This window comes from Evtepia gabavorous (assembly GCF_003425665.1).
GTDB classification, from domain to species: Bacteria; Bacillota; Clostridia; order Oscillospirales; family Oscillospiraceae; genus Evtepia; species Evtepia gabavorous.
This window is the reverse complement of the sequence record NZ_QQRQ01000014.1, coordinates 1-12688: the sequence shown is the minus strand read 5'-3', so window position 1 is coordinate 12688 and position 12688 is coordinate 1. Positions and strand designations below refer to the sequence as shown.

The window sequence follows — 12688 nt, the reverse complement described above, 5'->3', positions numbered from 1 at the left end:
TTTCTCGCTCTTCCTGCCGCTGGAACAACGGGAACGGTTCTTTTAACGCAAGTGCCCATAAAAAATGGACGTCTGGATGCTGCCCAGGTCCTGTACCACTTTTTCTTTGGATTTCCAGAGGGGCTTCATATCCACTTGGATGACCTGAGGGTTCTCATAGGTTTTGAAATAATAGACCTTCTGCCCCAGATCGATCATGGCTGTGTATTGGGTATAATCGAAGGTCCCATTCGCTGTCTTTACCACGCCGTTGGGCAGGGTAACCCCCTCCAAAATGTGAAAGCCAGCAACGACAGCCTCCTCTATCCCCTTTGGCGGTACCATGTGCAGCTTCTGAAAAACAGTCCGCACAAATCGGGCGGGAGGTGTATACCCGCCTGGCAAGGCGCTTGTTCCGCCAGCCTGTCCAAATGGCTCCATCTGCAAACCGTTCCAATCCACCTGCTCTGTCTGCTCTGGCGCAACCCCAAGGTAGTTGCGTAAATTTGTCATCTGCCAGGGAAAATCTGGGCTGTTGGTTAGAACGCCCACTGGATTTTCATAGATATGCAGTCCCAGCGCGGTCTGCTCCACGACGAGACCCCTGCCAGACAAGTCGGTAAACATCCAGTGCATTGGCGCAACGGTGCCGGTCAGGCCATCCTGGATTCCCACCAAGGTGAGATCGGCCAGGCGTTCCCGGATGTCGTCCAGGGAAGCACAGCTGCCCAAGGCGTAGTGCAAGAAGTCCAACGCCGAGAGCTGGACCTGACCACTGTGCTTGGAGGGCTGCGGAAAATCGGCATACCCCTTAAAATACAAGGCACCGCCCGCAAGTCCCATTTCGTTGACGCCGTCAAACAGGACATAGCGATGTTGGGCGTGACGCCCGATTCCCCCAACCCCATACTGGTCCGCAAGGGTCTGCCCAAGCATGGTTTCCCAAGAGGCTCCTGCGGGGAAGGAGACAAGGTGCGGGTCCAGGATGGCGTAGAAATCCATTGTCCGTCCAAATACAGTTTCGTTCGCTTGATCTAAGAAATTGATTGCAGTACACATAAAAAATCCCTCTGCTTTCTGAAATTCTGCCGGCAGCCTTGCCGCTTCTGGCTATGTGCCTCACCACTTTGATGCTTTGATTTTAATCAGGGCGGGCGCCAGGGACAATAGGCAGAAAAAGAAGTCCGTATTGACAGAAACGCCGTCGTGTAAAAGATTTTACACGACGGCGTTTCCGTCAAAAAGAGGGATTATTGCCTGGGGGAAATCTCCCCCACAATCAGCTGATGAACAACATGAACAATATGGTCCAAATCATCGCTGTCTGCCTCGGACCAGCTCCTGAGGATGCCAAGAACCGCCTGACTGTGATAGCGCATAACGAGCTTTAACTCCCAGTGACTGCATTGGGCGTACAGGCCGTGCCTTTCCGCCACCTGCAGAAAGAAAGTAAACAGCTGTTCCTCGACCATCCGCGTAATTTCGTCCCGGTAGTTGGTCCGCAGGCCATGCTCTACATAGGGTCGGGTATTCAGCGCCAGCAAAAACAGGCAGCGCAGGCCCTTTTCCGCATTCCCCTGGGCAAGCGTTTCCTTCAGCAGCTGATCTGTATTTCGCTCCAAAACCCATTTTAACAGGTCCGGGATATCTCTGAAATGATAGTAGAACGTCTGCCGTGTGATCCCGCATTCCTCCACGATATCTTTCACCGTCAGCTTTTTGACCTTCTTTTGCATCAAAAGCCGTTCCACAGCCTGTACAATCAGTTCTTCTGTCCCGATTGTCACCTGGTTATCCCTCCATCCCCCGCTGCCACGGGTGCTTATCTCTGGTACTCAAAATCCAAGTTGTAGAGACTCACCAGGTCTCCGTCCTTGATGCCCATCTCCTCCAGCCGGTCAAACAGACCGGCGTTGCGGAGCATCCGGTCAAACCAGTTTCGGGACTCGTAGTTGGAGAAATTGACGTTGGCCATGATCTTTTGCAGCCAAGGGCCCTCCACGATCCACACATCGTCCTCGTGCCGGATGGTAAGGGGGTCACTGGTGTCCACCTGGGGGGGCCGCTCCACGTACTCCGGTTCATAGGTAATCACCGGCGGCAGGTGGGCCAGTTCCCCGGCGGCGGCCTTCATCAGCTCCCTGACCCCCATGTGGGCGGCGGCGGACAGCTCAAAAAAGCGCAGGCCCTGGGCCTCCACGTGGGCCTTGAGCTTGTCCAGCAGGGTGCGGTCGGCCAGGATATCGGTCTTATTGGCGGCCACAATCATCTTCCGGCCGGCCAGTTCCGGGCTGTATTCCCGCAGCTCGGCGTTGATGGTCTCAAAATCCTCCACCGGGTCCCGTCCTTCGGAACCGGACACGTCCACCATGTGGATGAGCAGGCGGCACCGGTCGATGTGCCGCAGAAAGTCATGGCCCAGGCCGGCTCCGTCGGCGGCCCCCTCAATGATGCCGGGGATGTCCGCCATGACAAAGGAGACCCCCTCCTCCACAAAGACCACCCCCAGGTTGGGAAACAGGGTGGTAAAGTGGTAGTTGGCGATCTTGGGCCGGGCCTTGGTGGCCACGGACAGCAGGGTGGACTTGCCCACGTTGGGGAACCCCACCAGCCCCACATCGGCCAGGAGCTTCAGTTCCAGCAGCACCGTCCGCTCCTTGCCGGGCAGACCGGCCTTGGCAAACTGGGGGGTCTGCCGGGTGGGGGTGGCAAAGTGCTTGTTGCCCCAGCCCCCGTTGCCCCCCCGGCAGAGGACGAAGGGTTCGTCCCCGGACATATCCTGAATGATCTCCCGGGTCTCCGCATCCCGGACCACCGTGCCCCGGGGGACCCGGATGATCAGGGGAGCGCCGTTCTTTCCGGTGCACTGCTTGCCGGCGCCGTTGCCGCCGTTCTCCGCCACGTATTTGCGTTTGTAGCGGAAGTCCATCAGGGTGGACATCCGGTCATCCACCTGCAGGATCACATCGCCCCCCCGGCCGCCGTCGCCCCCATCGGGACCGCCGGCCGCCACGTATTTTTCTCGGTGAAAGGCCACCGCGCCGTTGCCGCCAGCCCCAGAGCGAACCAGGATGCGGGCGGTATCAATGAATGTATTTGCCATAGGGCACCTCCTTTGGTACCGGTCCGATTGGAAAAAAGCCCCGAACGGCGGTCCGTTCGGGGCTTGGGATGCACGGGAAAATTACTCCGCGACAGCCTCCACGATGGAGACCTGCTTGCGGTCCTTACCCAGCCGCTCAAACTTGACGCGGCCGTCCTTCAGGGCAAACAGGGTATCGTCCTTGCCGATGCCCACGTTGGTGCCGGGATGAATGTGGGTGCCGCGCTGACGGACCAGAATGTTGCCGGCCAGAACGAACTGCCCGTCGCCCCGCTTGACGCCCAGACGCTGAGCCATGGAATCACGGCCGTTCCGGGTGGAGCCAACGCCCTTCTTATGCGCGAAGAACTGAAGTCCGATATGAAGCATAGGTTACACCTCCATGACGTTAATGTGTTCGGGATATTCCTCCTGCAGCTGGACCAGGTAGACCATCAGGGCGGCCAGCAACGTCTGGCACACCTGGTCGGCCTCTCCGGCCAGATTGCGGGGAAGTTTCAAAGTGACGGAAGCATCCTGCTGGTTGACCTTCACCGGGGCCTCCAGCCCCAGCACGTCATTCACGGCGCACTCGGTGAGGCGAACGGCGCTGGTGACGGCGGCACAGAGGATGTCTTCTCCTGCCTCGGCCAGGCCGGTGTGCCCCTCCACGGTGAAGGAGACAATCCGGCTACCGTCCATTGCAAAGGAAGCTCTGGTCATCAGGCGTTGATCTTCTTGATCTCAACCTTGGTATAGGGCTGACGATGGCCCTGACGCAGACGATAGCCCTTCTTGGGCTTGTACTTAAAGATGACAACCTTCTTGCCCTTGCCGTTTTTCACCACGGAGGCGTCCACGGAAGCGCCTTCCACCACGGGGGCGCCGAACTTGGGCGCGTCGCCCAGGATGGCCAGGACCTTGTCAAACTTGATGGCGTCACCGGCTTCCTGGGGCAGCTTCTCGATGAACAGAACGTCGCCTTCCGCGACCTTATACTGCTTTCCGCCGGTCTCAATGATTGCATGCATTGCTCTTGCACCTCTTTCCTTTATCACGGGCTCGCTGTCGGGGGCGAAGCGCGGCGGAAAACGGTCTGTCCCGCCCACGCCTGCTTATGACCCATTCAAAGCGGCTCTGAAATTATAGCAGGCAGGAACGGCAAAGTCAAGGGAAGGGGCAGAATTTTTTGCCTTTTCCCTCACCCTTCGCCCAAGGGGCCCAAATACCACCCTGTCACCCCGTCCTTCTTCGCCAATGCGCCCCGGCTGGTGCGCCGGACCACGGCCAGGCGCTCCCCGGCGGTCACCGGCAGCAGGTAATCGGTGGAGTCCAGACAGTAGGTCCCCTGGGGGCCCTGGCGGAGGTAGTCGGTGAGGATATCCAGCTCCCGCCCGGTCTCCAGGTGGCGGCACCGGGAGAACTCCTCCCCCAGGGAGAGCACCTCCAGGGCGCTGTGCCCCCAGCGGATGTTCAGGGGATCGGGGGAGGGCGCCTGGGAAGCCAGGGCCGTCATCACGGGAAAACCGTCATAGGCCCGATAGGAAAATGCCCCGCCGGGCTCTCTGGGCAGGATCAGGGCGTTGAGCTGTCCGTCGGCCTTCAGCGTACAGCCCCCGTCGATGCTGGCGATGTGCCGGTCCGGCAGGAGAAGGGGCTTAGCCGAGGGGATGTCCGGGTGGTACAGAGTAACCGGCCAGTGTCCCACCACCACCCACCGCTGAAAGCGGTGCCCCTGGTCGAGAAACGCGTCGTTTTTCATACACGCCCGGGCGCTCAGGGTCTCTAAATGGTGCTCTCTGGGGACCCCGCCGTGGACAAAAAGGTAGTGTTCATGGAGCAGGATAGTGGGCATGGCCCGGAGAAAGGCCAGCTCTTCGGGAAACAACGCCTCAATGGCCTGCCGGGCGGCGGGAAATGCCTTGGGATCGGAGACATCCACCCCCGCCTGGTGGGCCATGGAAACCCAGGCGCACTTCTCCCCCCAAAAGTTTCCATACTGGGCGGCGGCCTGGTCGGGCCAGGCCCCGTTGAGAAAGTCCAGGGTGACATTTTCACAGTTGCCCTGGAGGAAGAAGAGGGTATGGGTCCGGCGCAGGTCCATGAGATACCGCAGGGTGTCCAGGCCGCCGGTGGATTTCTCCAAAATATCCCCCAGGACCAGCAGAATGTCGTCGGTGGAAAACTGGACCTTTTTCAGCAGGCCCTTGAGAAAGGGAAGATTGCCGTGAATGTCGCTGATGACCAGCACCCGCCGGTCCGCCGGCAGGGAGAGGGGACGTACAACCGCTCTCATGGCGTCATCGCACCCGGGCTTCCAGGGCAATCCAGCCGTTCTTTTCCCGGCGGGTTGTCACCAGCAGCCCCGCCTGCTCCAGGGCGGCGGCCACCTCGTCTCCCCGGGTGTCGATGATGCCCGAGCAGAGGAAGGTCCCCTCACGGTCCAGCAGTTGGGGAACCACCGGCGCCAAGGGGATGATAACATCCGCCACAATGTTGGCCAACACCACCTGGGCTTTTTCTCGGGCCAGTTCCTGAACTAACCCCTGGTCCGCGATAACATTTCCGGCCAAAAACCGGCAGTGGTCCCGCCCGATGCCGTTGAGCGCGGCGTTTTCATAGGCCACGTCCACAGCCTTGGGGTCAATGTCCACCCCGACCGCCTGACCGGCTCCCAGGCACAGGGCGGCAATGGCTAAGATGCCGCTGCCGCACCCCAGGTCCAGCACCCGGTCCCCCTTCCGGGTACAGGCCTCAAGCCCCTCCAAGCACAGCTGGGTAGAGGCATGGGACCCGGTGCCGAAGGTAAGCCCCGGATTCATCAGCAGCCGGGTGGCGCCGGCGGGAATGTCCGCGGTGTCCCGCTCCCATTCCGGGACAATGTACAGCTTCTCCCCCACCGCCATGGGCCGGTAATACTTCTGCCAGCTGTGGGCCCAGTCGTACTCCCGGAGGGCGGCGGTGGTATAGGGCAGGTCAATGCCGGCCAGATAGCCCTTCAGCTGCGCCTGCCCGTCGGCATCATCGGTGACATAAATCTTGACCCGGGAGACCCCCTTCATCTGCTCCATAAGGGCATCGTCCACATAGTCCCAATACTGCCGGTTCTCCTCCAAAAAGGCCCGGAACTCCTCCTCTTCCTCCACTGCCAGGCCGGGCACGCCGTTGGCAATGAGTTTGCCGCAGAGGTCATCCAGTTCCTCCGACCTCGCGTTTATCACAATTTCCAGCCATCTATGATCCATGCAGTTCCTCCTCACTGGGCGCATTCCAATCTGCGGGCCAATGGATCTGCCCGCCTGTTTATGGGTTCCATCTTACCATGTTTTGAAACCGTGCGCAACCGCGAAAGCCTATCACGAAAAAATGCCCGCCGCAGATGCGGCAGGCATTTTCTCTGGATTTCAACCGAACGAATCGGATCTACTCCGGTGTTGACCGGAAAATTGTGCCAGGCACAATTTTTTATACAAGGGAAACGAGAGGACTCAGTCCATCTTCTTGGTCCACAGGGAGGCCATGGCGGGGCCGCCGCCCACACACAGGGAGGCGCCGCCCACTGTGGCGCCGCGGCGCTCCATTTCGTAGAGCATGGAGACAATGATCCGCAGGCCGGTGCAGCCGATGGGGTGCCCCAGGGAGATGCCAGAACCGTTGGCATTGGTCTTGTCCAGGTCCACTTCCCAGCCGTGCTCCTCCTTCAGCTTGCGGCCAACGCCCAGGAACTGGGCGGCAAAGGCCTCGTTGATCTCCCAATAGTCCACCTCGGAGAAGTCCATGCCGGCGCCCTTCAGGCACTTGGGAATGGCATAGGCGGGGCCAATGCCCATATACTTGGGCTCCACGCCGGCAGAGCACATATTGATCATCTTGGCCATGGGCTTGATTCCCAGCTCCTTGGCCTTGTCCGCAGACATGACAATCACAGCCGCAGCGGCGTCGTTGATGCCGGAGGCGTTGGCAGCGGTGGTGACGCCATCGGGGGTAAAGACCGCCTTCATCTTGGAGATGGTCTCATAGCTGCAGTTGCGGATGGGGTGCTCATCGGTGTCGATGACAATGTCGCCCTTTTTCTTGTTGTGGATCACCACAGGGACAATCTCATCCTTGAACTTGCCGGCGTCGATGGCGGCGCAGGCGCGGTTGTGGCTGATGACGGCCAACTTGTCACATTCCTCCCGGGAGACGTTGCAGAGCTTGGCCACGTTGTCGGCGGTCACACCCATGTGGCCGGGGACCAGGGCGTCGTACAGTGCGTCGTGGAGCAGGCTGTCATAGAGCTCCGCGCCGCCCTCGGTGGGGATGCCACCCATCCGATAGCCCATACGGGCTTTGGGCAGCAGGAAGGGGGCCTGGGTCATATTTTCCACGCCCACCACCAGGCCGATCTCGGTCTTGCCCAGCTGAATGTTGTTGCAGGCGATTTCCAGCGCGCGCATACCGGAGGCGCAGTTCTGGTTGACGGTGACAGCGCTGCTCTCAATGGGCAGGCCGATCCGCATGGAGACCTGGCGGGCAGGCAGGGAACCCTGCATGGCGGTATAGCACTCGCCCATGACAATTTCGTCGATGGTGTTGATGTCCACACCAGCGCGGCGAATGGCTTCCTTCCCCGCAGTGATGGCAAGTTCTCTGGCGGGAACATCCTTGAATTGCCCCTGGAACTTACCGATGGCGGTACGGCAGGCGCTGACAATGACTACATCTCTCGGTTGCATTTGAGGTATCCTCCTGTACTGTCTTGTATTTGTTCATTTTATACTAAAATGCACTAATTCATGTCATAGGGTAGCTATATTATACACCGAAAAGGCGGGTTGTCAAGGCAAAGTTACAAAAAGGTCACAAATTTTTCTGATGCTTTTTGAGGAGAAGGGATTGAATTTATGGTATAAAATGTGTATAATGTCGCCAATACAGAAATGATGCCGAGGAAATGATGCAGCAAATCTGTCATTTCACGGCAAGATCCGGACCCTTCCGGTGCGGAAAGGAGGTACCTGCCATCAGCAGAATTCCAGAACCCTGGCACGACGCAGCAATGGCATTTTCCCTGGATCTGGCCAGGGACAGCGACAATTTTCCCAAAAAAGTGCTGGCACTGTTCGACAAGCATTTCGGCTTTCGGCGCAGCATCTTCTTCCCCTATCACTACACGGCCTTTCCCGGGGGCCAGGCCCGGCGGGTGAACACCCTGAGCAACTACATCACCTACGGCATCCGGTATGGCCCCATGTATGACTACAAAGATCACATTTACAAGGATGACATCTTCCGCTATTCCTCTCTGCCCCCCCATCTGAAGGGGAAGCGGGTGATTTTCACCGAGGACGTTATGACCCTGGAGGACTATGAGCGCACCCCCTACGGGATTCACATGTCCGCCGAGGATTTATATTATCAGGCGGTCCTCTTCTTCTTCCTGGGGGACCGGGTGATCGGTTCCATGGGGCTCTTTCACACCAAAGAGGAGGGCGGCTTTCGGGAAGAGGAGCGGGGCCTGCTGGAGTATCTGGCGGAGCTGGTGGAGGCCAACTACCAGAACTATCTCCGCCACAGCGGGGAGGCCCGGTTCCATGACAGCTTCCAGCTCTTTTTCCAAGACGTGAAAATGGGGGCGGTGATCCTCAACCAGGACATGACGGTCATGCAGACCAACAAGGCGGCCCAGGAGATCAGCCAAATCTTCTGGGAACAGTACCGGCACAACCAGGGCCACTTCCTCCGGAGCAATTACCAGGGAGACCCCAAGTTCCGGGAGGTCCAGACCATGATCAACGAGATCAGCGAGCGTCTGACCACCCAGGGCGGAACCAGTCAGACCTTCACTTCTCCGGCCGGGGACATCACCTTTTATCACACCTCGTTTCTCTCCTCCAGCGCGGCGGGCCTGATCCAAACCTGGCACCTTATGCTCATCACCTGCCAGACCAAGGACCTGCCCAAGAATTTGAATCACCCCTACAACACCCTGACCCAACAGGAGCGGCGGATCGTCTACTACCTGGCCTCCGGCATGAAGAATGAACAGATCGCGGAGGAGCTCCACATCAGCATCTACACCGTCCGCACCCATATTGCCAACATTTATAAGAAATTTGAGGTCAACAACAAGGTGGACCTGCTCATGCATCTCCAGCCCATCCTCAAGGATCAGACAACCCCACCCTAATGATCCACAGAACGGACAAACCGCAAGAAGCCTCCCTGAGACAGGGAGGCTTCTGATTTTTTAATAAAACGGGAAGAGGCAAAAAGGGGTACCCTCGTTCCTCTATTACGCCCGCAGACGGTAGCTTCTCCCCTGCCGGACCACCAGGTCCCGCCCCAGAAGGGCATCCAGCCCCGCCTGTACCTCTCCGTCGGGCAGACCGAGCTCCTGGGCCAGGGTCTTAACGCCGGCGGTGACATGGTCGGTGAGGTAGGCGATGATCTGCCGTTGGGTGAGCTCCGCCGAAGAGAAGGTCTGGGGCGGGAGGGGAAGGGAGAGCTGGGTCACGCCGGTGCGAAACGCCTGGGACAGGGTGGGCGTCTGCCAGCCCCGCCGGGCCCAGAGGGCATAGATCCCATGGAGCCCCTGCCCCGTCCCCGTGGCCAGACGGACCAGGGAAAACAGCTGGATCAGCCCCCGGTTCCGGGGATCAGCCGCCCGCCCGGCCTGGGCCTGTTCCGGTGAAACCCGGAGCAGACCCCCGTTGGAGACGGTGAGCTCCGCGGCGGTCCGCTGGATGGTCAGGCCGCCCCGGCTGAAGTAATCGGCGTGGAGAACGGCATTGAGAACGGCCTCCCGCAGGGCGCCGGCCAAGGCCTCCCCCTCCCCCGGGTCCTGGGCCAGCAGAGAGGAGACCGCAGTCAGCCGCCGGGAGACCATGGTGTAAAAGGAGAACACATTTTCCGGCGGCCCCGGGCGAAGGGTGGACAGGCAAAATCCGGTGTCCGTCTCCCGATACTCCAGGCGAAAGGCGGGAAAAACCGCCCGCAGCGCCTTGCGCTTGCCCAGCAGCAGGAGTCCGGCCAAGGTGGGGTGCAGTTTTCCCCCCTGTCCCGGCCCCAAAATACCGGCAGCAGGCAGGAATTGGTCATCCGGGAGGGCGTTCCAGGGATGGTCCGGCTGCCGCATCACCATGCACAGCCGGAACTGGCGCAGGGTCTCCCCGGAGAGGACTTCCGGTCCACGGCTCTCCAGCACCGCCAGGTCGGCGGGGGCGTCGTCCCGGTCCCGCAGCATGGCCCGGACCTCGTCTGGGGAACAGTGATAGTCCCCCTCGCCGTCCCGGCGGTACGCGCCGGTAAAGGGGCTGTCCCCAATGTACACTGGCCGCTGGTGCCGCTCTGCCTGGGGCACGGAGATCACCAGAACCTCTTTGCCCGCAATGGTGTGGAGGGTGACATCCTGGGGCTGGAGAATGTTGGCGCTGACCTTGGCGGGGTCCTGCACCGTCTGCCAGAACAGACGTACATACCCTGGACCATCCGGGATGCCGGTGACCCGGAGGGTTTTGTCCCGGGCCTCCTCCACCCCCAGCAGGATCAGACCGCCGATGGTGTTGGCAAAGGCGGAATAGGTCTCCCACAGGCTGTGGGGAAAGCCCCCCGCGGCCTTTTTGGCCTCAATGCGGTTGTTCTCTTGGTACCGGGCGATGTGGTTCAGATCAATCATGGGCCCCTCCTGATTCCGCCGCGCGCCATTCCTAACTGAATGGTATTATAGAGAAGTCCCCTTCCCTTGTCAATTTTTCCATCCCCGGGGGCCGGCGGACAACCGGCGCGGCACAAAAGTTTTTTGAAAAAATCTATTGACAAATCTCCCGAAATCCGATAAAATAATACTCGTTCCGCAAGAGACGGACGATTAGCTCAGCTGGTATGAGCATCCGCTTGACGTGCGGGAGGTCACAGGTTCAAGTCCTGTATCGTCCACCAGAAAAACCCTGAAGCCGAGAGGTTTCAGGGTTTTTTGTTTTCTCCCACCAGGAATAGACCGTCCCGGGGCGGGCAGGCCCTTAGCCCACTGCGGACTCCAGATGCACGATCCCCTCCTCCGCCGCGTCCGGGATGTCCCCCACCCCCTGCAAGACCAGCCGGGGGCGATAGGGGAAGTGGTCAATCATGGACCGGTCTGTGACCCCGGAGAGAACCAGCACCGTGTCCAGGCCGCATTCAATGCCCGCCACGATGTCCGTGTCCATCCGGTCCCCAATGATGACGGTGTCCTGGGAGTGCCCCCCCAAGAGGTTGATGCCCGTCCGCATCATCAGCGGATTGGGCTTGCCGATGTAGTAGGCCTCCTTCCCCGTGGCCAGCTCAATGGGGGCCACCAGGGCCCGACAGGCGGGCACGATGCCCTGCTCGGTGGGGCCGGTCAGGTCGCTGTTGGTGCCAATGAGCCGGGCGCCTTTTTGAACGCACCGCACCGCCCGGCAGATATTGTCATAGGTATAGCTGCTGGACTCCCCCACGATCACATAGTCTGGGGAGACATCGTCAAAGGTGATGCCCTGTTCATACAGGGCGTTGAGCAGGCCGGGCTCCCCAATGACAAAGGCCCGGGCCCCCGGCATTTGGGTGGCAATAAACTGGGCGGTGGCCAGGGCACTGGTGTAAAAATGCTTCTCGTCAATGTCCAATCCCATCCGGGAGAGCTTGGCTTGCAGCTCCCGCTGGGTCTTTCCGCTGTTGTTGGTTAAAAACAGAAAGTCCTTCTTTTCCCGCTGCAGCCAGTCCACAAATTCCCGGACCCCGGGCAGCAGACGGTTGCCGTGGTAGATCACGCCATCCATGTCACAGATGAATCCCTTTTTATTCCGTAACGTTTGCACCGTATTCCCTCCTGTCTGGGCCTCCCAGGCCCGCGTTCTTACTGTACGTTTCTGATTCTTCCGGTTTGATTGTATCAGGCGCCCGTAAAGTTTTCCCCCATCCTTTCGTTAAATTTCCGTGTCTTTTTTGAAAACATCCACCCAAACCAGAGAGGCCGCCGGCGCATCTGCGCCGGCGGCCTCTCTGTGGATGCAAGGTATCTTCTCTGGGCAGAGACGCTCAGAGCTCTCCCAGCTTACGCAGGGTGTCCTCCCGCACCGCCTGCCGCAGTGCCACGAGATAGTCGGAAAAGGCCACCTTGTCGTCAGCATAGGTTTTGTTCAGCGTGTACTCCAGCGGAATCCAAGTGGACAGGTCTGAGGCGTTGTGCTGGATCACCGCCTCCAATCCGTCAATGGCCTTATAGAGCTTGGCCTCCAAGGTGTTCCGCTGGGCCATCTCCTCGTACAGTTCCTCCATTTCCCGGGCGCAGGACGCCGGGAGGGAGGCCACCCACCGGTGCAGCAGCGTCTCCTCCCGATCCTCGTCCGCCGGGCTCTTTTCAAAGCTGGGGATGTCCCCCGTAAAGGCCTCCCCCAGGTCATGGATGATACACATGCGAATGACCTTGTTCATGTCGGCTTCCGGGAATTCCTCTTGCAGGAAAAAGGCCATCAAGGTCATCATCCAGCTGTGCTCGGCCACGCTCTCCCGCCTGCCGTTGGAAGTGTAGCAGTGGCGGGTGGTCCCCTTCAGCCGTTCTGCCACGGCCAAGGCGTTCAGCAGGGTTCTTGGTTCCATCCGGTATCCTCTCCCATCTCATCCCCC

13 protein-coding genes and 1 tRNA gene are annotated in these 12688 nt (G+C 59.6%); 2 read left to right on the top strand and 12 right to left on the bottom strand.

What is annotated here, in order from left to right:
• Positions 1–42: 42 nt before the first annotated feature.
• The 9 genes from DV520_RS08405 to DV520_RS08365 form a co-directional block, all read right to left on the bottom strand.
• Positions 43–1038 (bottom strand): choloylglycine hydrolase family protein, encoded by a 996-nt coding sequence (locus DV520_RS08405; protein WP_021920334.1) that lies wholly within the window; start codon positions 1036–1038, stop codon positions 43–45.
• Positions 1039–1229: 191 nt separating this feature from the next.
• Positions 1230–1766, bottom strand: a complete 537-nt coding sequence (locus DV520_RS08400) for a TetR family transcriptional regulator (protein ID WP_021920333.1) — start codon at positions 1764–1766, stop codon at positions 1230–1232.
• Between the two features lie 35 nt (positions 1767–1801).
• A complete protein-coding gene (gene obgE, locus DV520_RS08395; protein ID WP_021920332.1) occupies positions 1802–3082 on the bottom strand; it encodes a GTPase ObgE in 1281 nt (426 codons plus the stop codon).
• A gap of 81 nt (positions 3083–3163) precedes the next feature.
• On the bottom strand, positions 3164–3451 hold the full coding sequence (rpmA, locus tag DV520_RS08390; RefSeq protein ID WP_021920331.1) for a 50S ribosomal protein L27: 288 nt from the start codon (positions 3449–3451) through the stop codon (positions 3164–3166).
• 3 nt (positions 3452–3454) lie between these two features.
• On the bottom strand, positions 3455–3784 hold the full coding sequence (locus DV520_RS08385; RefSeq protein WP_021920330.1) for a ribosomal-processing cysteine protease Prp: 330 nt from the start codon (positions 3782–3784) through the stop codon (positions 3455–3457).
• Positions 3784–4092 carry a 50S ribosomal protein L21 gene (gene rplU, locus DV520_RS08380; protein WP_021920329.1) on the bottom strand — a complete coding sequence of 103 codons (309 nt, stop codon included), beginning with the start codon at positions 4090–4092 and terminating at the stop codon, positions 3784–3786. Before rplU ends, DV520_RS08385 begins: the two co-directional genes overlap by 1 nt.
• A 170-nt stretch (positions 4093–4262) precedes the next feature.
• Positions 4263–5357 (bottom strand): metallophosphoesterase, encoded by a 1095-nt coding sequence (locus DV520_RS08375; protein ID WP_021920328.1) that lies wholly within the window; start codon positions 5355–5357, stop codon positions 4263–4265.
• 4 nt (positions 5358–5361) lie between these two features.
• Positions 5362–6306: a 50S ribosomal protein L11 methyltransferase gene (prmA, locus tag DV520_RS08370; RefSeq protein ID WP_117142429.1), complete on the bottom strand. Its 945-nt coding sequence runs from the start codon at positions 6304–6306 to the stop codon at positions 5362–5364.
• A 243-nt stretch (positions 6307–6549) separates the two neighbouring features.
• The gene (locus DV520_RS08365; RefSeq protein WP_021920326.1) at positions 6550–7779 is read right to left on the bottom strand and encodes a thiolase family protein; all 1230 of its coding nucleotides are present in this window, start codon (positions 7777–7779) and stop codon (positions 6550–6552) included.
• Between the two features lie 323 nt (positions 7780–8102).
• On the opposite strand from DV520_RS08365, the gene DV520_RS08360 reads away from it, so the two are divergent.
• Entirely contained in the window at positions 8103–9233 is a 1131-nt protein-coding gene (locus DV520_RS08360) for a response regulator transcription factor (RefSeq protein WP_165850075.1), read from the top strand.
• 105 nt (positions 9234–9338) lie between these two features.
• Here DV520_RS08360 and DV520_RS08355 read toward each other — a convergent pair whose 3' ends face one another.
• Positions 9339–10721, bottom strand: a complete 1383-nt coding sequence (locus DV520_RS08355; RefSeq protein WP_021920324.1) for an AlbA family DNA-binding domain-containing protein — start codon at positions 10719–10721, stop codon at positions 9339–9341.
• A 186-nt stretch (positions 10722–10907) separates the two neighbouring features.
• On the opposite strand from DV520_RS08355, the gene DV520_RS08350 reads away from it, so the two are divergent.
• Positions 10908–10984 (top strand) — tRNA-Val (locus tag DV520_RS08350).
• Between the two features lie 80 nt (positions 10985–11064).
• Here DV520_RS08350 and DV520_RS08345 read toward each other — a convergent pair.
• Both DV520_RS08345 and DV520_RS08340 read right to left on the bottom strand, forming a co-directional pair.
• Positions 11065–11841, bottom strand: a complete 777-nt coding sequence (locus DV520_RS08345; RefSeq protein WP_412246542.1) for an HAD-IIA family hydrolase — start codon at positions 11839–11841, stop codon at positions 11065–11067.
• A gap of 259 nt (positions 11842–12100) precedes the next feature.
• A complete protein-coding gene (locus DV520_RS08340; RefSeq protein WP_021919109.1) occupies positions 12101–12661 on the bottom strand; it encodes an HD domain-containing protein in 561 nt (186 codons plus the stop codon).
• Positions 12662–12688 lie beyond the last annotated feature (27 nt).

Bases quoted from the DNA above. Each gene is read 5' to 3' on its own strand.
- DV520_RS08405 (WP_021920334.1), bottom strand. From the start codon at position 1,038: ATGTGTACTGCAATCAATTTCTTAGATCAAGCGAACGAAACTGTATTT.
- prmA (WP_117142429.1), bottom strand. From the start codon at position 6,306: ATGGATCATAGATGGCTGGAAATTGTGATAAACGCGAGGTCGGAGGAA.
- DV520_RS08360 (WP_165850075.1), top strand. From the start codon at position 8,103: ATGGCATTTTCCCTGGATCTGGCCAGGGACAGCGACAATTTTCCCAAA.
- obgE (WP_021920332.1), bottom strand. From the start codon at position 3,082: ATGGCAAATACATTCATTGATACCGCCCGCATCCTGGTTCGCTCTGGG.
- DV520_RS08365 (WP_021920326.1), bottom strand. From the start codon at position 7,779: ATGCAACCGAGAGATGTAGTCATTGTCAGCGCCTGCCGTACCGCCATC.
- DV520_RS08340 (WP_021919109.1), bottom strand. From the start codon at position 12,661: ATGGAACCAAGAACCCTGCTGAACGCCTTGGCCGTGGCAGAACGGCTG.
- rplU (WP_021920329.1), bottom strand. From the start codon at position 4,092: ATGCATGCAATCATTGAGACCGGCGGAAAGCAGTATAAGGTCGCGGAA.
- DV520_RS08385 (WP_021920330.1), bottom strand. From the start codon at position 3,784: ATGACCAGAGCTTCCTTTGCAATGGACGGTAGCCGGATTGTCTCCTTC.
- DV520_RS08355 (WP_021920324.1), bottom strand. From the start codon at position 10,721: ATGATTGATCTGAACCACATCGCCCGGTACCAAGAGAACAACCGCATT.
- DV520_RS08345 (WP_412246542.1), bottom strand. From the start codon at position 11,841: ATGGATGGCGTGATCTACCACGGCAACCGTCTGCTGCCCGGGGTCCGG.
- rpmA (WP_021920331.1), bottom strand. From the start codon at position 3,451: ATGCTTCATATCGGACTTCAGTTCTTCGCGCATAAGAAGGGCGTTGGC.
- DV520_RS08375 (WP_021920328.1), bottom strand. From the start codon at position 5,357: ATGAGAGCGGTTGTACGTCCCCTCTCCCTGCCGGCGGACCGGCGGGTG.